This window comes from Paraburkholderia sp. J11-2 (genome assembly GCF_905220185.1).
Lineage (GTDB): Bacteria > Pseudomonadota > Gammaproteobacteria > Burkholderiales > Burkholderiaceae > Paraburkholderia.
In genome coordinates, this window is sequence record NZ_CAJMYY010000006.1 from 39,490 (window position 1) to 60,623 (window position 21,134).

Annotated in this window: 17 protein-coding genes and 1 riboswitch; of the genes, 8 read left to right on the plus strand and 9 right to left on the minus strand. The window is 68.2% G+C overall.

Features of this window, described 5'->3' with window-relative positions:
• The first annotated feature begins 7 nt into the window (after positions 1-7).
• The 3 genes from U5A57_RS10245 to U5A57_RS10255 all read left to right on the plus strand — a co-directional run bounded on the left by U5A57_RS10245 (position 8) and on the right by U5A57_RS10255 (position 3,568).
• Positions 8-2,419: a CHASE2 domain-containing protein gene (locus U5A57_RS10245; protein ID WP_321910484.1), complete on the plus strand. Its 2,412-nt coding sequence runs from the start codon at positions 8-10 to the stop codon at positions 2,417-2,419.
• Positions 2,420-2,473: 54 nt separating this feature from the next.
• Positions 2,474-3,088: a DUF4136 domain-containing protein gene (locus tag U5A57_RS10250; protein ID WP_321910486.1), complete on the plus strand. Its 615-nt coding sequence runs from the start codon at positions 2,474-2,476 to the stop codon at positions 3,086-3,088.
• Positions 3,089-3,187: 99 nt separating this feature from the next.
• Entirely contained in the window at positions 3,188-3,568 is a 381-nt protein-coding gene (locus tag U5A57_RS10255; protein WP_321910487.1) for a VOC family protein, read from the plus strand.
• A 7-nt stretch (positions 3,569-3,575) separates the two neighbouring features.
• Here U5A57_RS10255 and bluB read toward each other — a convergent pair whose 3' ends face one another.
• The 4 genes from bluB to U5A57_RS10275 are packed head-to-tail and all read right to left on the minus strand — an operon-like array spanning position 3,576 to position 6,621.
• Positions 3,576-4,280, minus strand: a complete 705-nt coding sequence (gene bluB, locus U5A57_RS10260; RefSeq protein ID WP_321910489.1) for a 5,6-dimethylbenzimidazole synthase — start codon at positions 4,278-4,280, stop codon at positions 3,576-3,578.
• Positions 4,264-5,574, minus strand: coding sequence for a cobyrinate a,c-diamide synthase (locus U5A57_RS10265; RefSeq protein ID WP_321910491.1), 1,311 nt, complete (start codon positions 5,572-5,574; stop codon positions 4,264-4,266). The genes bluB and U5A57_RS10265 overlap by 17 nt, the downstream gene beginning before the upstream one ends.
• 4 nt (positions 5,575-5,578) lie before the next feature.
• On the minus strand, positions 5,579-6,181 hold the full coding sequence (gene cobO, locus U5A57_RS10270) for a cob(I)yrinic acid a,c-diamide adenosyltransferase (protein ID WP_028205563.1): 603 nt from the start codon (positions 6,179-6,181) through the stop codon (positions 5,579-5,581).
• Positions 6,182-6,195: 14 nt separating this feature from the next.
• The gene (locus U5A57_RS10275) at positions 6,196-6,621 is read right to left on the minus strand and encodes a cobalamin biosynthesis protein (protein WP_321910862.1); all 426 of its coding nucleotides are present in this window, start codon (positions 6,619-6,621) and stop codon (positions 6,196-6,198) included.
• A gap of 166 nt (positions 6,622-6,787) precedes the next feature.
• Positions 6,788-7,058: riboswitch (cobalamin riboswitch) on the plus strand.
• Positions 7,059-7,278: 220 nt separating this feature from the next.
• On the opposite strand from U5A57_RS10275, the gene cobW reads away from it, so the two are divergent.
• The 4 genes from cobW to U5A57_RS10295 all read left to right on the plus strand — a co-directional run bounded on the left by cobW (position 7,279) and on the right by U5A57_RS10295 (position 13,915).
• Positions 7,279-8,370, plus strand: a complete 1,092-nt coding sequence (cobW, locus tag U5A57_RS10280; RefSeq protein WP_321910493.1) for a cobalamin biosynthesis protein CobW — start codon at positions 7,279-7,281, stop codon at positions 8,368-8,370.
• A 27-nt stretch (positions 8,371-8,397) separates the two neighbouring features.
• Positions 8,398-12,192: a cobaltochelatase subunit CobN gene (gene cobN, locus U5A57_RS10285; RefSeq protein WP_321910495.1), complete on the plus strand. Its 3,795-nt coding sequence runs from the start codon at positions 8,398-8,400 to the stop codon at positions 12,190-12,192.
• Positions 12,189-13,250, plus strand: coding sequence for an ATP-binding protein (locus U5A57_RS10290; RefSeq protein WP_321910497.1), 1,062 nt, complete (start codon positions 12,189-12,191; stop codon positions 13,248-13,250). The genes cobN and U5A57_RS10290 overlap by 4 nt, the downstream gene beginning before the upstream one ends.
• 140 nt (positions 13,251-13,390) lie before the next feature.
• Positions 13,391-13,915, plus strand: coding sequence for a vWA domain-containing protein (locus U5A57_RS10295; RefSeq protein ID WP_321910499.1), 525 nt, complete (start codon positions 13,391-13,393; stop codon positions 13,913-13,915).
• Between the two features lie 7 nt (positions 13,916-13,922).
• Here the strand turns inward: U5A57_RS10295 and U5A57_RS10300 are convergent, their stop codons facing one another.
• Entirely contained in the window at positions 13,923-14,879 is a 957-nt protein-coding gene (locus tag U5A57_RS10300) for a flagellar brake protein (RefSeq protein WP_321910500.1), read from the minus strand.
• Positions 14,880-15,137: 258 nt separating this feature from the next.
• Between U5A57_RS10300 and U5A57_RS10305 the strand changes: the two genes are divergently transcribed.
• A complete protein-coding gene (locus tag U5A57_RS10305) occupies positions 15,138-16,655 on the plus strand; it encodes a sensor domain-containing diguanylate cyclase (protein WP_321910501.1) in 1,518 nt (505 codons plus the stop codon).
• A gap of 10 nt (positions 16,656-16,665) precedes the next feature.
• Here U5A57_RS10305 and cobJ read toward each other — a convergent pair whose 3' ends face one another.
• From cobJ to cobG, 4 genes are read right to left on the minus strand one after another with little or no spacing between them, the layout of a single operon-like run.
• Entirely contained in the window at positions 16,666-18,378 is a 1,713-nt protein-coding gene (cobJ, locus tag U5A57_RS10310; protein WP_321910503.1) for a precorrin-3B C(17)-methyltransferase, read from the minus strand.
• Positions 18,366-19,097 carry a precorrin-2 C(20)-methyltransferase gene (locus U5A57_RS10315; RefSeq protein ID WP_321910505.1) on the minus strand — a complete coding sequence of 244 codons (732 nt, stop codon included), beginning with the start codon at positions 19,095-19,097 and terminating at the stop codon, positions 18,366-18,368. Before U5A57_RS10315 ends, cobJ begins: the two co-directional genes overlap by 13 nt.
• Positions 19,098-19,724 carry a precorrin-8X methylmutase gene (locus U5A57_RS10320; RefSeq protein ID WP_321910507.1) on the minus strand — a complete coding sequence of 209 codons (627 nt, stop codon included), beginning with the start codon at positions 19,722-19,724 and terminating at the stop codon, positions 19,098-19,100.
• On the minus strand, positions 19,717-21,114 hold the full coding sequence (gene cobG, locus U5A57_RS10325; protein WP_321910509.1) for a precorrin-3B synthase: 1,398 nt from the start codon (positions 21,112-21,114) through the stop codon (positions 19,717-19,719). The genes U5A57_RS10320 and cobG overlap by 8 nt, the downstream gene beginning before the upstream one ends.
• Between the last annotated feature and the right edge of the window lie 20 nt (positions 21,115-21,134).

Here is a 21,134-nt window from a genome sequence, read left to right on the forward strand (position 1 = left end):
GGCGCGCATGAGCGTGAGGCCGCCCGCGCGCCTTGGCCGCTCAGTCGGGCGCCGCTTCCTGTTCGAATGGGCCGGCGTGGGCTGCGCTGGCGTGGCCGTGGTCGTGTTCTGCGTGATCTGGCGGCTCACGAGCGGCGCCGACCACCTGGTCTATGACCGCTTGCTCTCCGCGCGCTCGCTGCCGGTGTCGCCCGACATCGTGCTCGTGGAGATCGACAATGCGAGCGTCACCGCGCTCGGGCGTTGGCCGTGGCCGCGCGAGGCGCATGCGCGGCTCGTCGATCAGCTCGCGAAGGCGGGCGCGGCGGCCGTCGTCTACGACGTGTTGTTCACTGAACCATCGCACGACGACGCGCAGTTTGCGCAGGCGCTGCGCGCGCGTCCGGCGTTCCTTCCCATTCTTCTTACGCCCGCCGACGACACCGGTCACCGCGACGCCGTGCTGCCGGTTAAGCCGCTCGCGCAGGCGGCCGCCGGCATGGGCCATATCAACCTCGAAGTCGATAGCGACGGCATCGTGCGCAGCGTCGCGCTCTTCGAAGGCGACGCGCAGCAGCGCTGGCCGCAACTGATGGTGCCGGTGTGGCGCGCGGTGCGCAGCGGCGCCGTGAAGCTCGCGCATGGCACGCCGGCCGCCGCGCAGCGCGATGACGTGCTGCACGCGGCGGCGCCCGGCACCGAGTCGCGTTTCCTGATTCCGTTCAGCGCGAATTCGCAGACCTACCACAAGGTCTCGTTCGCCGACGTGCTCGAAGGCCGTGTGCCGACCGAGCAGTTGCGCGGGCACGTGGCGATCGTCGGCGTGACGGCCTCGGGGCTCTACGACCGCTTCGCCACGCCGCTCTCCGGTACGCTCGGCCCGTTGCCCGGCGTGTACGTCCACGCCATCGTGCTCGACACGCTGCTCAACGGCACGGCCATCCAGCCCGCGCCACCCATCATGGTCGTGCTCGCCTCGCTCGCGCCGCTCGCGCTGCTGCTGGCGGGTTTCCTCGTGCTCTCGCCGCTGCGCGCGCTGCTGCTGCTTGCGCTCCTGATCGCCGTGTCGCTCGGCGCGAGCGCGGGTATGTTGCACGGCGCGCGCCTGTGGCTGCCGCCCGTGCCCGCGATCGTCGCGCTGCTTGTCGTCTATCCGGTGTGGAGCTGGCGCCGCCTCGAAATGACGATGGCCTACCTGCGCAAGGAACTGCGCCAGCTTGCCGACGAACCCTACCTGCTGCCCGAAGCGCCCACGCAGCGCCGCGAGTTCGCCGGCGATGCGCTCGCCCAGCAGATGGCGCTCATGGCGCAGGCCGCGCAGCGGCTGCAGGACATGCGCCGCTTCGTGTGGGACAGCCTCGATTCCGTGCCGGAGCCGATTCTCGTCGCCGATCTGCGCGGCGTCGTGCTGATTGCGAATCACGCTTCGCGTGCGTATCTCGCCCGCCTGAAGGTGAGCGCCGCGGAAGGGCGCTGGATGCAGGATGTGTTCGGCGACCTCTCGCTCGTCAAGCCGATCGACCCGGCGCCCGATGCGATGGCGTTCGCGCACGCGCACTGGCCCGCGCCGCTCGACCCGGCGCGCGGCGAGTTCGCGGAGTTGATGGAGCGCGGCGTGGAAGTGCGCGCGCGCGACGGCAGCGACTACCTGCTGCGCTACGCGCGCTGCACGAACGCGCAAGGGCAGGCGGTGGGCTGGATCGCGGGTCTCGTCGACGTGACAGCGCTGCACGACGCCGAACGCCAGCGCGAGGACGCGCTGCGCCTGCTGTCGCACGACATGCGCTCGCCGCAGGCCTCGATCGTCGCGCTCGTCGAGACGGAGCGCGAACGCGGCACGCTCGCCTCGGAGCCCGTGCGCGGCGTGATGGAGCGCATCGAGCGCTACGCACGCCGCTCGCTCAAGCTCGCCGACGACTTCGTGCAGCTCGCGCGCGCCGAGTCCCAGGTCTACGCGCTCGAGCCCACGAGCCTCGCGGAGCTGGTGATCGACGCGAGCGATGAAGTGTGGCCGCAGGCGCGCGCGAAACGCATCCAGATCGACACCGCGTTCGAAGGCGACCAGATGGGCTGGATCAACGCCGACCGCTCGCTCATGACGCGCGCGCTCGTGAACGTGCTGAACAACGCGGTGAAGTACAGTCCTGTGGATACGCGTATCGTCTGCACGGTCGGGCTGGACGACCACATTCCGCCGCGGGTGGTCTGCTCGATTCGCGATCAGGGCTACGGCATTGCGCACGAAGACCAGGCGAGGCTCTTTCAGCCGTTCCAGCGCTTTCACGCGGAGCAGCGGCCCGAGGTGAGCGGCGCGGGGCTCGGCATGGCGTTCGTGAAGACGGTCGTGACGCGCCACGGCGGCGATGTCCAGCTGGAGAGCGAGCCGGGCGAGGGCACCGTTCTGACGATGTCATTGCCCGCGTTCGACGCGCCGGGTTGAGCCGGACGCGAAGTGCCGGACGGGAAGCGCATGAATAACCCAATGGAGTGTTGTGTGAAGACCTTGCTGTCGATTTGTCTCTTGTCGATGCTCGTCGCCCTCGCCGGATGTGCGGGCGTGACGACCGACGTCGCGGCCACGGGCGCGTTGCCTGCCGCGGCGAACCAGGGCGCGAACTACCGTTTCGCGCCCACGCCCGCCCAGGTCGACGCGGGCGAGATGCTTCCGTACCAGGCCTTGCTAAGCGATGGCCTCGCGCAGCGCGGTTTCAGCGCGGGGTCGCCCGATGCGGCGCGCTTTCTCGTCTCGGTGGCCTGGGCCACGCGTCCCGCCGACGTGAAAGTCGTCGACGGCGACTGCGGTGCCGGCTGCGTGCCAGCCGAGGGACCGTCGTTGCCGTGGTTCGGTCGGCCCTACGTGCATACGCTGACGCTGCGTTTCTTCGCGTTGCCCGATGGCGGCGAGGTCTACAAGGTCAGCGCCGTCAAGCACGATCGCAACGCCGACGCACGCGAAGCCGTGCCGTACCTCGTGGCGGGCGCGCTGGCTCGGCTGCCGTATGCGGGCGCGCCGCAATGGCGCGTCAAGCTGAAGAGTCCGCCCAACGTCGGCACGGATCAGACGCCGGGCATGCCGGAAGTGCTCTCCGTTTCGCCAGTCGACAAGTAGTTCAGGGCAACTTTCCCCAGGCCGCGCCGGCGACGAAGGCGCTATGCTGACTCCCGAATCTGGCGCAACGGTTGCGCACAGACATCACGGGAGTCGCTCATGTTCGATCACATTGGATTGCGCGTGCAGGATCTCGCACGCAGCGTGCGTTTTTATGAGGCGCTGCTCGCGCCGTTAGGCGTCGTGGTGTGCATGCGCGACGACGCCTATGCGGGACTCGGCCAGCCAGGCGAGCCGAAGCTCTGGTTGCACGCCGTCTCTGGCGACGCGGCGCTTGCGCCACGCGGCGTGCATGTGGCGTTCGCGGCGGCGAGCCGCGCGGCGGTCGTTGGCTTCTACGAAGCGGGCCTGCGCGCAGGCGCGAAAGACAATGGCGAACCCGGCGTGCGCGCAGACTACAGCCCCGACTATTACGCAGCATTCCTGATCGATCCAGACGGCAACAATGTCGAGGCCGTCTGCTACGCGCGCGAGGCGTGAGCGGGTGTCAGGTGCCGGGTGTGGCGTCCGGCGCTGCTTTGGGTAGCGCTTCGGGCGCGCCGGTGGCCTCGTCGTGCGGCCAGTGGTTTTCAAACACGCATTCGCCAAGCGGCTTGCGTTCGGCCCACTTTTCCATTTCGAGCATTGGCTGCGGGTAGAACGCGTCGACCTGACCCACGCAGAGTATGGCCACCGGCTTGGCGCCGGGCGGCATGGCGAGCAGGGCGCGCACCTCGTCGACATCGAAGATCGACACCCAGCCCATACCGAGCCCTTCGGCGCGCGCCGCGAGCCACATGTTCTGGATCGCGCAGGCCACGGATGCGAGGTCCATCTCCGGTAGCGTGCGCCGGCCGAAGACATGAGCTTCGCGGCGGTCCATCAGCGCGACCACGAGCACCTCGGCGCAGTCGCGCATGCCTTCGACCTTGAGCTTCATGAACTCGTCGCGGCGCTTGCCCAGCGCGTCGGCGGTCGCAATGCGTTCGCGCTCGACCGCCTCGTGAAGTTGCTCGCGCAACGTGTTGTCTGTAATGCGCACGATGCGCCACGGCTGCATGAAGCCCACGCTCGGCGCGTGATGCGCGGCGTCGAGCAGGCGTGCCAATGTCGCGGGATCGACGGGGCCCGGCGCGAAGTGCCGCATGTCGCGGCGCTCGTAAATCGCACGGTAGACCGCCGCGCGCTCGGCTTCGTCAAAGGGCTGTGCCATGGAAGAGTGCGGCCGCGAAAGCCGGGTTGGAGGGCCAGTAAGCGTGCATATAGGTGGCCGCGATCGAACCATGCCGATAAAGCGCCTCGCCGGGCCCGCCAGTTTGTGCGTGGCGTGCCGTGAGCGTGGGCGCAAGCGGCGTGGCGATGCGCGAATAGTGAAACGTGTGGCCGCGCAGCGCGCCATGTGCGCCATCGATCTGCTGCATGCCGAGCGCCGCGAAGCGTTTTTGCATGACCGCCTCGCCGGGCAGCAGGCCGAGCATCGGCGTGCGCGTGCCTTCTACGTCGGTGAGTGCATCGAGCAGATAAAGCATGCCGCCACATTCGGCGACGAGCGGCTTTCCCGCAGATACATGCGCACGCAGCGAATTCGCGCTTAGCGTATTGCGCGCGAGCGCCGATGTATGCAGCTCGGGATAGCCGCCGGGCAGAAAAATCGCATCGGCGTTGGCGGGCGCGGGCTCGTTCGCGAGCGGCGAAAAGTAGCTCACGCTTGCGCCGAGCGTTTCGAGCAACGCAATGTTCGCGGGATAGAGAAACGAGAACGCGGCGTCGCGTGCAATGGCGATATGGCGGTCTTCGAGCAGGCGAGGAATTACTTCGTCATGCGAAGAATATGAAAATTCCACCGGAGGCGGCAATTCCGCGAGCGCGGTTTGCGCGAGCGCGTCGGCGGCGCGCTCGATGCGCGCGTCGAGGTCGTCGATCTCCGCGGCCTGATGCAGGCCGAGATGGCGATCGGGCAGCGTCATCATGGCTTCGCTCGTTACGTGCCCCAGCCAGCGCACGTCGGCGGGCAAGGCCTCCTGCAGCATCTGCGCGTGGCGCGGCGAGCCCACGCGGTTTGCCAGCACGCCATGAAACGGCACTTCGGGCCGAAAACGCGCGAGCCCGAACGCAATCGCGCCGAACGTCTGCGCCATCGACTTCGCGCTCACGACAGCGGCCACCGGCACGCCGAACGTGGTGGCGAGATCGGCGCTGCTCGGCGTGCCGTCGAACAGACCCATGACGCCTTCGATGAGGATCAGGTCGGCTTCGCGCGCGGCCTGCACGAGCAGGGCGCGGCACGCCTGTTCGCCCACCATCCACAGGTCGAGCGAGAGCACGGGTGCGCCGCTCGCGCGCGCGAGGATCGTGGGGTCGAGAAAATCCGGCCCGGTCTTGAACACGCGTACGCGCCGGCCCGCACGGCGGTGCAGGCGCGCGAGGCCCGCCGTGAGCGTGGTTTTGCCCTGGCCCGAAGCGGGCGCGCTGATGAACAGCGCGGGGCAGGCAAGCGTTGCGCTCATGCGCTCAAAACTCCACGCCCTTTTGCGCCTTCACGCCTTGCTCGCGATACGGATGCTTCACGAGGCGCATTTCCGTGACGAGGTCGGCGGCTTCGATCAGCGCGTCGGGCGCATGGCGGCCCGTCACGACCACGTGCACGTGCGGCGCGCGCGACGCGATCACGCCGAGCACTTCGTCGAGCGGCAGGTACTCGTATTTGAGCACCGTGTTGAGCTCGTCGAGGATCACCATCGCGTACTCGCCGCTTTCGATCATGCGCTTTGCTTCGTCCCAGCCCTTGCGCGCGGTGGCGATGTCGCCGTCGCGATTCTGCGTGTTCCAGGTGTAGCCGTCGCCCATGGTCACGAAGTCGCAGTGCGCGACGCTGCCGAGAAAATCGCGTTCGGCCGTATGCAGCGCGCCCTTGATGAACTGCACGACACCGAGCTTCATGCCGTGGCCGAGCATGCGCACGGCCATGCCGAACGCTGCCGTGCTCTTGCCCTTGCCGTTGCCGGTGTTGACGATCAGGAGGCCCTTTTCGTGCGTTGCGGCGGCCTGTTTTTTCTCGTGGCCCTCGCGGCGGCGTTGCGTCATGCGTTGGTGCGATTCGGGATCGGTTTTCATCGTCGTGAGTGGGTTTATTGCGGGGCTTTCGCTTGCGTGTTTGCCGGGTTTTGCAGCGTGCTGGCGATCGCGACCGTTACGCCGTCGAGCGCCAGCTTGCCGCGCACGAGCGGACCGCCGCCCGCCGCGAGACGCGCGCAGGGCTCGCACACGCCGTCCACGCCGAATTGCGCTTGGGCAGCAGCGGAGGGCGGCGCGATCGTGGGCGTCGCGGCGATTTGCTCCCGCGTGAACGTGTACAGCGGCAGCGCATGCGCCGCGCAAAACGCCTGTAGCGCGGGCTCACCGGCTTTGACGTCGAGCGTGGCCACGGAGGTCACGCTTTCGAGCGGGCACGCACCGAGCGCGGCGCGCACGGCGGCGTCGACCTGCGCAAGCGTCACGCCGCGCCGGCAGCCAATGCCGAGCGCGAGCGACGGCGCGCGCTGTGCGGGCTCCAGCGTGGTTTCGAATGAAGCTGCGCGCGTGGCGCGATTTTCGACAGAATTCACGGCGGGAGCGGAGCAAGCAAAACAGTCGTATTCCGGCCGTTGCCGGATGCGCGCTACGATAGCACACGCTTTTGCGGCTTCCCACGCCTTCCTTGACGCGCAAGCCCCCCGCGCCTACACTCGCACGCACTCTGGTGCTCGCGCGCGCGATTCATGATGCGCGCGCAGTTAAACGGGAATCAGGGAGCCATCCCGCCTCGGGCGTGGCCAACCTGAACTGCACCCGCAACGGTACAACGAGCGCGGCGTTCGAACGAATGCCGCAAACCGCTTCCATGCTTTACGCAGTCCACGCCACTGCCCGAGCCGGCCGCAAGGCCACTCGCGCGGGAAGGCGAAGCGGTGTTTCGTCAGTCCGGATACCGGCCAGATACGTGGGATTCGCGCTGCGGGGATGCGGTGCCGGGTCCATGATATTCACGCGTCGGCCGGGCGAGGCCCCGGTGCGTTTCTGGTCGTTCGTCCCCCTGCAGGTTTTTTTTGAATCGTTACGCGTGAGTGCGTCTCCACGGATACGCGCGTGCTCGCGTGACGACACACAGATACTCGCACGAACGGCCAACGCGACGCACCCCGCTATCCGGCTTGGCGCCGAAGGAGCACTTCATGCAAATGCGCAAGATTCCGGTCACGATCGTGACGGGCTTTCTCGGCAGCGGCAAAACCACGCTGCTGCGTCACATTCTCCAGCACGCGGGTGGTCTGCGCGTCGCGGTCATCGTCAACGAGTTCGGCGAACTCGGTATCGACGGCGAAATTCTGCGCGGCTGCGGCATTGGCTGCGACGAGAACGGCAACGAAACGGAAGGCCAGCTCTACGAACTCGCGAACGGTTGCCTGTGCTGCACCGTGCAGGAAGAGTTCTTCCCGGTGATGGAGAAACTGCTCGAACGCCGCGGCGACATCGATCATGTGCTGATCGAAACCTCCGGCCTCGCGCTGCCCAAGCCGCTCGTTCAGGCGTTCAACTGGCCGTCGATTCGCAACGCGTTCACCGTCGATGCGGTCGTGACCGTGGTGGACGGCCCCGCCGCCGCGAGCGGCCAGTTCGCCGAAAACCCGCAGGCCGTGGACGCACAACGCCGCGCCGACCCGAATCTCGATCACGAATCGCCGCTGCACGAGCTGTTCGAAGACCAGCTTTCGGCCGCCGATCTCGTCATTCTCAACAAGACCGATCTGCTCGACGAAGCGGGCCAGGACGCGCTCATTGCCGAGCTGCGCGAAGAACTGCCGCCGCAGGTGAAGATCGTGCGCGCGCAGCACGGCAAGCTCGATCTGCATACGCTGCTCGGGCTCGAAGCGGCTTCCGAAGAGAGCATTCATCTGCGGCACGACCATCACGGTTCCGGCGACGATCCCGATCATCATCATGACGAGTTCGATTCGGTCGTGGTGTCGGGCGCGGCCGCTTCGCGCGAGAGCGTGATCGAAGCGCTGCAGCAGCTCGTCGATGCACACACGATCTATCGCGTGAAGGGCTTCGCCGCGCTGCCGGGGGCACCGATGCGTCTCGTGATTCAAGGTGTAGGCCGCCGCTTCGACAGCTATTTCGACCGCCGCTGGAACGCGCAGGAAAGCGCGACGCAGCCGCTTGCGAGCCGCTTCGTGCTGATTGGCGAAGACCTCGATGGCACGACGCTGCAAGCGGCATTCGACACGGCGCTCGCGAACGTGCAGATCGCGGGCGCGAAGTGACCGCGCTGAGCTAGACGAGGCCGTACCATGCACTTGCTGCGCACCACGCCAGGTGGTTTTGTCGACGACACGCAGGGCGTCATCCGTATTGACCAGCAGCCCGCAGAAATCGTCGTGCTCAGTTCGGCGGATACGACGCTCGCGCTGCTGGCGAGCGTCGTGCCGCGCCTGCCCAAAGGTTTCCCGGGCGTGCGGCTCGCGAACGTCACGTACCTGCGCCAGAACGCATCGGTGGACTTCTACGTCGAAGACGTGTTGCAGCATGCGCGGGTGGTAGTGGTCGATCATCTGGGCGGCGAAACGTACTGGCCTTACGGCATCGAGCAGGTCGTCTCGCTTGCGCAGCAGCGCGGGCAATTGCTCGCGATGTTTTCGGGCGACTTGCAGGAAGACCCCAATCTCATCGCGAAGAGCCGCGCCGAGCCCGAGTTTTGCCGCCTGCTCTGGCGTTATCTGCGCGAAGGCGGCGCGGCGAATGCCGAATCATTTCTGCGCGCGCTCGCGTGGCGCGCCTTCGACTGGGGCAGCGAGCCTGCGCCGCCCGTCGCGCTGCCGGCCGCCGCGCTCTATTGTCCGCAGCGCGACGTCGCGACCATCGACGAATGGCGCGCGCGCTGGCAACCCGGCGCCCCGGTCGTCGCGCTGCTGTTTTACAAGGCGCATTTGCAGGCCGCGAACACGGCCGCTTTCGACGCGCTCATTACCGCGCTGCTGGCGCGCGGCATGAACCCGCTGCCGCTTGCGATCACCTCGCTCAAGGACACCTTGAGCCGCGACGTGCTCGATCAACTGGCGGCCGAGCACGATGTCTCGCTCGTGCTGAACACCACGGCGTTTGCGGCTTCGTCGCTGGACGACCCCGAACCGCTCGCGCTCGCCGGCGACGCACCCGTGCTCCAGGTGATCCTGAGCGGCGGCAACCGCGACGACTGGGTCAAGGACAATCACGGCCTGAACTCACGCGACATCGCCATGCATATCGCGCTGCCCGAGGTGGACGGCCGCGTGATCACGCGCGCGATCAGTTTCAAGGGCCTCGCGTACCACTGCAAAGAGACGCAAGTCGATGTCGTGCGTTATCAGCCCGACCTGGAACGCGTGGCTTTCGTGGCCGAACTCGCGCGCCGCTGGTGCCGTTTGCGCGGCCTGCCGAACGCGGAGAAAAAGCTCGCGCTCGTGCTCGCGAACTATCCGATGAGCGAAGGTCGCATTGGCAACGGCGTGGGGCTCGACACGCCGGCTTCGGTGGTCGGCATCCTGCGCATGCTGCGCGACGAAGGCTACCGCGTAGCCGATCTACCCGAAGACGGCGACGCGCTCATGCGCATCCTCACACAGGGCGTGACGAACGATCCCGACACGCGCGCGCTGCGCCCCGCATGGCAGAGCCTTTCGCTCGACGACTATCGCGCGCGCTTCTCGCAGTTGCCCGCCGAGGCGCAAAACGCGCTGATCGCGCGTTGGGGCGCGCCGGAAGCGGACCCCACGGTGCGGCGCGGCCGCTTCATGATCGCGGGCTGGCGCTGCGGCCAGGTGTTCGTGGGCATCCAGCCTTCGCGCTCGCGCGGCGACGACACTTACGCGAACTACCACGACGCCGAACTCGTGCCGCCGCACGCGTACCTCGCGTTTTACTTCTGGCTGCGCGAGACGTTCGGCATCGACGCCATCGCGCACGTGGGCAAGCACGGCAATCTGGAGTGGCTGCCGGGCAAGAGCGTTGCGCTTGGCGACACCTGTTGGCCCGACATGGCGCTCGGGCCGCTGCCGCATCTGTATCCGTTCATCGTCAACGATCCGGGCGAGGGGAGCCAGGCCAAGCGCCGCGCCCAGGCCGTGATCGTCGATCATCTGATGCCGCCGCTCACGCGTGCCGAAAACTATGGGCCGTTGCAGGACCTCGAGCGTCAGGTCGATGAGTATTACGAAGCATTGATGGTGGACCCGCGCCGCGCGAAGCTGCTGCGCAAGACCATACTTGCGACCATCATCGAGCATCGGCTGCACGAAGAATTGAGCGTCGCCGCGCCCGCGGATCAGGCTGGCGAAGACGAACTCCTCACGCGCGCCGACGCCTACCTGTGCGAACTGAAGGAAGCGCAGATTCGCGACGGGCTGCACACGTTCGGCGAATCGCCGCAAGGCCAGCAGCGTTGCGACACGCTGCTGGCACTAGGGCGTTACGCGTGCGGGGACGGTCAGGGTGCGAACGCGGGCTTCATCGAGGCGATCGCGCGCGACCTGCGCATCGATCACCTGGTCGATCCGGCCACGGTGGATTGGGCCGCGCCGTGGCAGGGCCCGCGTCCATCGCTGCTCGCAAGTGTTAGCGACACGCCATGGCGCCACGCGGGCGATGCGCGCGAACGCCTCGAAATGCTCGCGGCCACGCTGATCGAAGGCGTTTGCTCAGGCGAGCGAAACGATGCGTCAACTCAATCGTTGCCGCACGCGGCGCAGGTGCTCGCGCGCCTGCACGACGATGTGCTGCCGCGCCTCGATGCCTGCGGCCCGGAGGAAATGCGCCAGCTGCGCCGCGGTTTCGAAGGCCGTTTCGTGCCGCCGGGCCCGAGCGGTTCGCCCTCGCGCGGCCGTCCCGATGTGCTGCCCACGGGCCGCAACTTCTATTCCGTCGATACGCGCGCCATCCCCACGCAGGCCGCGTGGGCGCTCGGCATGAAATCGGCGCAGCAGCTCATCGAGCGCCATTTGCAGGAGCACGGCGATTATCCGCGCGCCGTGGGGCTTTCGGTCTGGGGCACGGCCACGATGCGCACCGGCGGCGACGATATCGCCCAGGCGTTCGCGCTGATCGGCGTGCGCCCGAAGTGGGCTGCGGGCAGCCAGCGCGTGACCGACTTCGAGATCATGCCGGTCGAGGCGCTGGACCGGCCGCGTATCGACGTGACGCTGCGCGTATCGGGCTTCTTCCGCGACGCGTTTCCGAACGTGATGCATCTGTTCGACGCAGCGGTGCAGGCCGTGGCCGATCTCGACGAGCCGGAGCACCAGAACCCGTTGCGCGCACGTGTGCTGCGCGAACGCGACGCGCTGGTCGCAGGCGGCATGGCCGCCGACGAGGCGCGCCGCCGCGCGGGCTGGCGCGTGTTCAGCGCGCGTCCCGGCGCCTATGGCGCGGGCTTGCAGTCGATGATCGACCATCGCCAGTGGCAAACCGACGCCGATCTCGCGAACGCCTACCAGGCATGGGGCGGCTACGCCTACGCGCAAAAGAGCGCGGGCGACGAGGCGAGCGACGCGTTCCGCGCGCGTCTCGCAACGCTCGACGTCGTGCTGCAGAACCAGGACAACCGCGAACACGACCTGCTCGACTCGAACGACTACTACCAGTTCCAGGGCGGCATGGCCGCGGCGGCGCGACATTTTTCGCAGGCGCAGCCCGCCCTCTATCACGCGGACCACAGCAACCCCTCGGCCCCGCGCATTCGTCCGCTGCACGAGGAGATCGCGCGCGTGGTCCGCTCGCGCGTGGTGAACCCGAAGTGGATCGACGGCGTGAAGCGTCACGGCTACAAAGGTGCGGCGGAAATGGCGGCGACGGTCGACTATCTGTTCGGTTATGACGCGACCGCGCGCGTGGTGGGCGATCATCAGTACGCGCTCGTCGCGAACGCCTATGTCCACGACGACGACACGCGCGCCTTCATGCAGCGACACAATCCCCACGCGCTGCACGCCGTGTGCGAGCGCCTGCTCGAAGCGATCCAGCGCGGTCTCTGGCAGGAACCGGGCGAGCATCGCGCACAACTCGAACACCGTCTGCTCGAAGCCGGGCAGCATCTGGAAGGATCTGGATCATGAGCGCTGCGGCCACGCGTCCCGCGTTTCCCTTTACCGCGCTGGTCGGGCAGGCGCCGTTGCAGCGCGCGCTGCTCATCGCGGCCATCGACCCCGCGATCGGCGGCGTGCTCGTGAGCGGGCCGCGCGGCACAGCGAAATCCACGGCAGCGCGTGCGCTTGCGGCGCTCCTGCCTCAAGGCGCGTTCGTCACGCTGCCGCTCGGCGCGAGTGAGGACAAGCTCATCGGCACGCTCGACCTCGAAGCGGCGTTGCGCGAGAGCGCGGTGCGCTTCGCGCCTGGCCTGCTCGCGCGTGCCCACGGCGGCGTGCTTTACGTGGATGAAGTGAACCTGCTTCCCGACGCGCTCGTCGACGTGCTGCTCGACGCGGCGGCGAGCGGCGTGAACACCGTGGAGCGCGATGGCGTCTCGCACTCGCACGACGCGCACTTCGTACTGGTGGGCACGATGAATCCCGAAGAAGGGGAGTTGCGTCCGCAGCTGCTCGACCGCTTCGGCTTGATGGTCGAACTCGGCACGCCTTATGACGTGGAGGAGCGGCAACGCATCGTCAAGGCGCGTCTTGCGTTCGACGCCGATCCACAGGCGTTTTGCGCGGCACGCGAGACCGAACAGCGCGCGCTTGGCGAACGCATCGCGGCGGCGCGCGACGCGCTCGCCAGGCTCGACTGGAGCGACGCCGTGCACGAGCGCGCGGCGCAACGCTGCATCGAGGCGGCAGTGGACGGCTTGCGCGCCGACCTGGTGATGCTGCGCGCGGCGCGCGCGCTCGCCGCGTTCGAAGGCGCGGATGCCGTGACCCCGGCACATGTCGATGCGGTCGCCGATTGCGTGCTCGCGCATCGGCGGCACGCCATGCCGCAGCGCTCCGATGCGCCGTCTGCCGCTGGGCCGCAGCCGCCCCAGTCCGCATCCGCATCCGCATCCGCATCCGCATCCACGCGCGAACAAATGCGTACCGAAGCAACCCCGGATGCCGATTGGGGCGAATTGCCGCCCGAGCCCGTCGCCGCGAAGGCGGTGAAAGGCGTGATCCCGCTGCCCGCAAAAAAACGCTGACCCGTCGGGCACAGGCCGCCGCCTTCGCACAGGGCGGCGCTCGACGGCGAGAAGGCCCGGGGCGCGGTCCCGCGCAAGTCGCAAAGCATGGCGCGCGCATTGCCTGGCCGCCCACGCTCGCAGTCAAACGCGCAGGATCGTTGCAAGCGCAACATTTCCGCTTTGCCAAACGCAAGACGGGTTCCGGCGCGCTCCATTGTTTCGTGCTGGACTGCTCGGCCTCCATGCTCGCGCGCGGTCAACTCGCGCTTGCCAAGGGTTTGTTGATCGCACTGTTCGACCGCGCTCGCGCCGAGCGGGTGGAAGTGGCGTTGATCGCTTTCGGCGGCGCGGCCGCCGAACTGCGTTTCGGGCCCGCAGTACCGCGCTGGTGGAACGAGCGCTGGATCGAGCCGATTGGCGGGGGCGGCGGCACGCCGCTGGAAACGGGCATTGGCCGCGCGGCGCGCGTGCTGGAGACGGTGGCACGGCGTGACCCGGCGCGCGCGCGCCATCTCTGGCTCTTCAGCGACGGCCGCACGACGCAGTGGCCCGCGCGGCCGCGTCATGCCGATCACGTCACGGTAATCGATTGCGAACTGGGCGCGCTGCGCGTGGGGCGCTGCGAGGCGCTCGCGCAGGCATGGGCCGGCGAGTGCCTGGACGCTCAGGCGCTGCTCGCGTGAGCGAGCGCTAGCGCACGCTGCCGGTCCAGTACAGCACGTCGTCCTGACGATCGAATACGTAGACTTTCATTGCCATCTGCTCGGCGGGCGTGAGGCGGTCGAGTTCGAGACCGAGCGTCGTGTGCGCGGGGTCGCCCGTTTCCGCCTGCACGTTGCGGATGACCGCGGTGGTTTCGATCGCTGTATCGTTCTCGCCGGAGCGTAGTTGAAATGCGACGCGCAACCGCTCGCCAACCTTGCCGAGTGCCCACGCCGCGCTCACCGAAAGCCCGAGCGCGCTGATGCCGCGTGCAAGCGCCACCCCGTCATAAGCCGCGCCTTCTTCGCCGATACCGTAGCGCACGGGAAATTGCGCGCGCACGCGAATCGAGCGGCGCTCGCGCAGGCGGCGGATGTTGGCGGGCTTCGAAAGCACGAGGTAGTCGAGCGGCGACTGGCTGAGCGCATGCACGGTGCATACGAAGCGAAAGACGGCCTGGCTCGCAATCGCGACGATCTCCACGTTTTCGCCGGGCGTGACGGCGATGGGGCGGCCATCGACATAGGGTGTGGTCACAAAGAGCGCCTCATTCGGCGCGAAGCCGATCAGGCGGCACGGGTGCATGGGTGCGCCGCTCGCGCCCATCTGCGGGCGCAGGCCCGTCAGCGCGCCGATGGTCAAATGCATGTCGCGCGTGGTGGCGGCCGGCTCGCCGGCATTGGCCATGCCCGCCGCGCTTTGCGGTGCAACCTCGAGCCTTTCCATGTCGCCGCGATGCGGCGCGAAGTGCTGGAACAGAAAGGTGCGCTCCGCTTCGCCCACCAGCACCGCGCCGGCCTCGAGCAGCAGGGCGCCGTCGTGATCGACGACAGGCCAGGCGAGCGGCTCGCCTACCGGCATGGCGTCCGGCGTGAGCGCGGCAGCTTCGATTGCGGTGGCGGCGTCGCTGGCTTCGGCTTGAGCTTCAGGGGTCGGGTGGGTCATCGGCGCAGGGTGGTCGGTGAGCGGTTCGCGTCGCGAATTGACATCGCGGGTTCAACTGGTTTACGGCGCTGCGGCAGGGAAATTGAGTGCGTGCCGCGATTCGAAGGCAGTTTCGCGAGGCGCAGTATGATGAATCCCGAATGCAATCTGTAATCGGCCGGCAAACGTGGCAACTCTCACGAGCGGAGCAAGAGGAAGCGCCTCATGGAGTTCTGGAAACGATGTTTGCGAATCCCCAGTCGATGGAATCGGGCGCTCATGCAGTGGGTCGGGAGCCATCCGTTCATCGTCGGCACGATGGGCTCGCTCGTCGGCGCGGCCATCGTGGCGATCGTGCTGGTGGGGTTGATGCAGCAGCGCACGCAGGCCATCGTCAGCACGCAACACAATTCGGCCGCGCTCGTTTCGCTGATGTCGAATGACCTCGAGGCGAATTCCAGCATTTACGACCTGTTGCTGCTCGACGCCGCAGATAGCGCGCGGGACCCGCGCACGCAAAGTCTCCCGCCCGACATTCGCCGCAAGCTGCTGTTCGGCCGCGTGGCGACCGGCGCTTATCTCGACGACGCGTTCTACGTCGACGAGTACGGCCATATCGTCGAATCGCAGGACGGCCGCGCGTATCCAGGCGTCAATCTCGCCGACCGGGACTATTTCACTGCGCAGCGCGAGCGCTCGGTCGGCATGTTTCTTTCGGACCCGATTCGCTCGCGGGTGCGCGACGGCCACTATTCGATTGCGATCTCGCGCCGGGTGACTGAGCACGATGGTTCGTTTGGCGGCATCGTGATGCTCACGCTGCGGCTCGCGTACTTTCAGCAATTGTTCGACCGGATCGACGTCGACTCCAAAGGCAGTGCTTTCATCATGCTGGGCGACGGGACCATGCTCGCGCACCGCCCCTATTCGGACTACGAAGTGGGCGCGCAGGTCGGCGAGCTGGATTACATCCAGCCGATGCTGAAAACGAGCGACGGCTCGTTCATTGCCGCGGGCGAGGACGACAAGGTCCAGCGCATCTATACGTTCAAGCGCGTGCCGCACACGTCGCTCATCGCGGTCGTCGCGCCTTCCGTGGACGGCGCGCTCGCCGCATGGCATCAGCGCCTGCGCATCTATGTGCCGATGGCGTTGATCTTCGGCGCGCTCATCGCCGCTTCGTCGTGGCTGCTCGCATTGTCGATGCGCGCGCGGCTCGCCACGCAAAAGGAGTTCGAGCGTCTCGCGGTCACCGACGCGCTGACGAGCCTCTACAACCGGCGCGCACTCGACTTGCGTATCGAAACCGAATGGCAGCACGCGAGACGCGCGGGCGAACCGCTCTCGGTGCTCTTCGTCGACATCGACAAGTTCAAGCTGTTCAACGACTTTTATGGGCACGCGGAGGGCGACAAGGTGCTCGCCGCCGTGGCTCGCGCGATACGCGAGGCCTGCCGCCGCGGAACGGACATGGTCGCGCGCTACGGCGGCGAGGAGTTCGCCGTGGTCCTGCCGGCCACGCCTTTCGATGGCGCCGTGAAGATTGCGGAAGGGGTGCGCCAGCAAGTGGCGGCGCTGGGAATCGTGCACGAGCACAGCGAATACGGCACGCTGACCGTGAGCATCGGCTGCGCCACCTGCGTGCCGCGCGAGCGCACGGGCGCGCAGGCGCTGCTGCGCGCCGCCGACGCCGAGCTGTACGCGGCGAAGCAGGCGGGGCGCAACCAGGTGAAGGCGCGCGAATTCGAGGGCGCGCCGCCCGACCCGCGCGACGCGCTACCCACCTTGAAGGCGTGAGCACGCCTTTTTATTCGGCATCCTCACGATACCAGCGCGGCGTATAAATCCACTCGCCGCCGTCGCCGCGCGAGAACCCGCGTGTGGCCGAGGAGCCGACGATCACCATCGTGCGCATATCGACGTCCGACGAACGCAGTTCGCCCAGCGTCGTCGCGCGCAGCGTTTGCGCGGGGCGGCCCACGTCGCGGCCCAGCACCACGCGCGTGAGCGGCGCGCGCACGCTGCGCACGATGTCCAGCGCGCGATCGAGTTGCCATGGCCGCGCGCGCGAGATGGGGTTGTAGAACGCCATCACGAGATCGGCCTGCGCCGCATGCAGCAGGCGCTTTTCGATCACCGCCCACGGCTTCAGGTTGTCGGAGAGCGACAGCATGCAGAAGTCGTGGCCGAGCGGCGCGCCAATCTGCGCCGCTGTGGCGAGCGCCGCGGAAACGCCCGGCACGATCGCCAGCTCGACGGCATGCCAGCGCGGGTCGTCGGCGCCTTCGAGCGCTTCGAGCACGGCGGCCGCCATGGCGAACACACCGGGGTCGCCCGACGAGACCACGGCCACGCGCCGCCCCTCGCTCGCCATCTCGAACGCGTGGCGCGCGCGCTGCAGCTCTTCGCGGTTGTCGGTGGCATGGCGCTGCTGGTCTGCGCGCAACGGTCCCGCCATCTCCACATAGGTTGCGTAGCCGACGATATCGGTTGCGTCGTCCAGCGCGGCGCGCGCGGCGGGCGTAAGCAGATCGGCGCGGCCGGGCCCGAGGCCCAGCACCGTGAGCTTGCCGCGCGAGCGGCCCAGCGCGCGTGGATCGAGCGGCGCGGCGGCGCAGGCCAGCGCGATGCCGTCTTCGTTCGGCGCGTAGCGCTCGACGTCTGCAGCAAGGTTGAGCGCCGCGAGCGTGGCTTGCGGCGTGGGCTCCGCGCTTTCGACGAAGCGCAGCGGCACGCCGAGTTCGGTTGCCGCCAGCGCGAGCGATGCGTCGCACATGTGAGCAGACGGGGCGGCAAGCGCCGCAAGCGCGAGCGGCGCGAGGCCGTGCGCATGGAGCGCGCGCCGCACGCCTTCTGCAAGCGCCTCTTGCGGCGCGCCCACGGCCGCCACGATGCTGCGCGGATGAATCACAAGGTCGTCGGGGCTGCCGTTCCAGGCGTGCGCGCTCACGCGTATGGCATGACTGGCCGCTGCGTCGCGCGGCAGATCGACGCTCTCCAGCCACGGCGCCTCACCGTCCACGCGTGTCGTTGCGCCCGCAAGCAGATCGGAGACGAAACGCTTGCCTTGCGCGAGGCTCGCGAGCGCATAGCCCGCGGGCGGATTGAGCAAACAGGTGCCGAATCGCAGTTCGCCGCTCGTGGTGATGGCGGGCGCGACCGCGAGCGCCGCGCCAATTTCGCGCGCCATCACGTTCACGCCGGTCAGTCCGCCGAGCAGGGGCACGACGGCGCTGCCGTCCTCGGCGAGTGCGAGCACCGGCGGCTCCGCGCCCTTGTTGGCCAGCAGCGGCGCGAGGCACCGGATCACGATGCCCGCCGCGCACAGCGCGACGATGGGCATGCCGCGCGTATAGCATTCGCGCAAATGCGCGCCAAGCTCGCTGAACGCGACATCGCCTTCCACGCGGCCTTGCAGCGCATGGATTTTCGCGCCCGCGTAGAGCGCCTGCACGCGCCGCGCGGTGGCCAGCGCGCCGGGCCCGAGAATGACGATGGCGGGCGGCGTCACGACTGCCATTTCACCCCCGGCACGACGAGCAGCGAGAAGTAGGGCGAAGCCATCGGATCGACGTCGTCGAGCGGGACGATGCGCTGGTTCGCCATCGTTGCGCGCTCGACATACAGCGCGCGATGCGCGAGACCCAGCTCGCCCAGCACGCGGCGCACCTTGTCGAAGTTGCGGCCCAGTTTCATGATGACGGCGGCGTCCGCGTCGGCCAGCCGCCGGCGCAATTCGCCCTCGGGCAGCACGCCCGACAGCACGGCGAGGCTCTGGTTGCGGTAGACGAGCGGCACGCCCAGCACCGCCGCGCCGCCCAGCATCGAGCACACGCCAGGCACGACTTCGGCTTCGTAGCGCGCGGCGAGCCGGTCGTGAAGATACATGTACGAGCCGTAGAAGAACGGATCGCCTTCGCAGATCACGGCCACGTCACGGCCGGCGTCGAGATGGCGCGACAGCATTTGCGCGGCGCCGTCGTAGAAGTCGGCGATGATCGCCTCATACGAGAGCGGCGGTTCGAGCGCCTCGGTCGTCACGGGGTACACGAGCGGCAGGCGTTCCTGCTCCGCTTCGAGATGGGCCTCGACAATGCCGAACGCATTGCCTTTCTTGCCCTTCGCGACAAAATACGCGACGACGGGTGCCGCCTTGAGCAGGCGCACGGCTTTGAGCGTGAGCAGTTCGGGGTCGCCGGGGCCGACGCCGATGCCGTGCAGACGTCCTTTGCGGGTCATTTATTCGGTCTCCGAAGCGAGTGCGTTGACGGCGGCGGCGGCCATCGCGCTGCCGCCACGGCGACCATGCACGACGACGAAGGGCACGCCGTGATTTTCGGCGGCGAGCTGCGCCTTGGACTCGGCCGCGCCGACAAAGCCCACGGGAAAGCCGAGGATGAGCGCGGGCAGCGGCGCGCCGGCGGCGATCATGTCGAGCAGGTGAAAGAGTGCGGTGGGCGCATTGCCGATCGCCACGACGCTGCCTGCAAGATGCGGCCGCCAAAGTTCGAGCGCGGCGGCCGATCGCGTATTGCCAAACTCGCGTGCGAGCGTGGGCACAGCGGGGTCGTCGAGCGTGCAGATGACGGCGTTGTTCGCGGGCAGGCGTGCGCGCGTGACGCCGTATGCGACCATTTTCGCGTCGCAGAGAATGGGCGCGCCGCCTGCGAGCGCGTTGCGGCCCGCCGTGCCCGCGCCTGCGGAAAACGCGAGGTCGGCGGCGACGTCCACCATGCCGCAGGCGTGGATCACGCGTACGGCGAGTTTTTCCAGGTCGGCGGGAATGCGCGAGAGGTCGGCTTCGGCGCGGATCGTCGCGAACGATTCGCGATAGATCGCCTGGCCGTCGCGGATGTAATCAGACATCTTGGGTACTCCGGGGCCGCTGCGCGAGTGCGAGCGCAGCCGCTTCGATCGTCAGGTTGCGCGCGACGAGCTGGCCAAAGCGCTGGCCGAAGCCGCTTTGCGTGTCGTCGCGCTGGTAAAGGTCGTAGTGGTCCGGCTCGCTGGCGAGCAACGTGAACGGCGCGCAATGAGCGGCCGCGCAGGAGCGTTCGCAGCCGCTCAGGTGCGCTTGCGCGCCGGGCGGCAGCAGGGCGGCGAGACGCTGTGCGTCGGCTTTGGTGTCGGCGCGGCTTTTGGCGCACCCCGCCGAGCCCGTGCAGGCGATCAGGCGCGCGAACGGATCGGCGCGCGAGACAATGAGGCCGAGCGCGTGCAGCCGTTCGAGCGCGCCGGTCATGGCGCGCGCGGGCACGTTAGGCAGCAGCAGGCCTTGCCATGGCGTCACCCGCAGCGTCGCATCGCCCGAGTCTTGCGCGAGCGCGGCGAGCGCGCGCAGCGTATGCGCGTCGATGCGGCCGAGCGCGGGCTGCGCGCCTACGTAGCCACTGCCGTCGACGTGCAGCGCGTGCGCGCCCAGTCGCAAGCCGGCAGGACTCGGCTCGCGACGCCACGCGTGCAGCGCGGCGTCGTCACGCATCAGCGCGAAGCCGCCATGATCGCGCGCGCGTTGCAGCAGCGCATCGAGTGAGTGTGCGGCGAGCACGTCACGCATGCGCGTTGCGTCTGCGCCCGCGAGATCGAGGAACGCATGGAGCAGCGCACGTATCGATGCGCAAATATTTTCGGTCGCGAGCGTGCCGATTGGCTGTGCCGTGGGGCACCCTGCGAGGCCCAGTGCAAAGCGCACGGTCGCGCCGTGCGGCAACGCGGCGAGCCAGATGTCGTGCGGATGCCCGAGCATCGCCATGCGCTCGCCGCCGTCCAGTTGCAGCGCGAACTTGGGCGAGAGCGCGGCGAAACGCGCTTCGCGCTGCATCATGTCGATGAGGGCTGCGGCGAGCACCGTTGTGTCGCACAAAGCCTCAGGGTCAACGCCCGCGAGCGGGCTCAGCATCACGTTGCGCAATTCGTCGGCGGCGCACGCGTGCTCGACCGGGCTCGCGGCGTCGATGCCGGCGGGCCCGAGGCCCGCACCGATCAGCGCGGCGCTCAACGCGGCCTCCTCGCCCACGCGTACGCCGCGAATCTGCACGTTCGCGCGATTGGTCAGTTCGAGCACGCCGCCGGCATGCGCCAACGCGGCGTCGGCGAGGGCGCGCGCCCGCGTGGCGCTCAGCACGCCGCCGGGCAGGCGGATGCGGCACAGGCCGCCGTCGCGCGCCGCGACCACGCGCACGAGCCCCGGGCACGCCGAGGGGCGGAGCACGGCCAATGCAGCAGCGGGCGAGACGGGCTTCGTTTCGTGTTTCAAGGGAATACCGGGTAAGCATC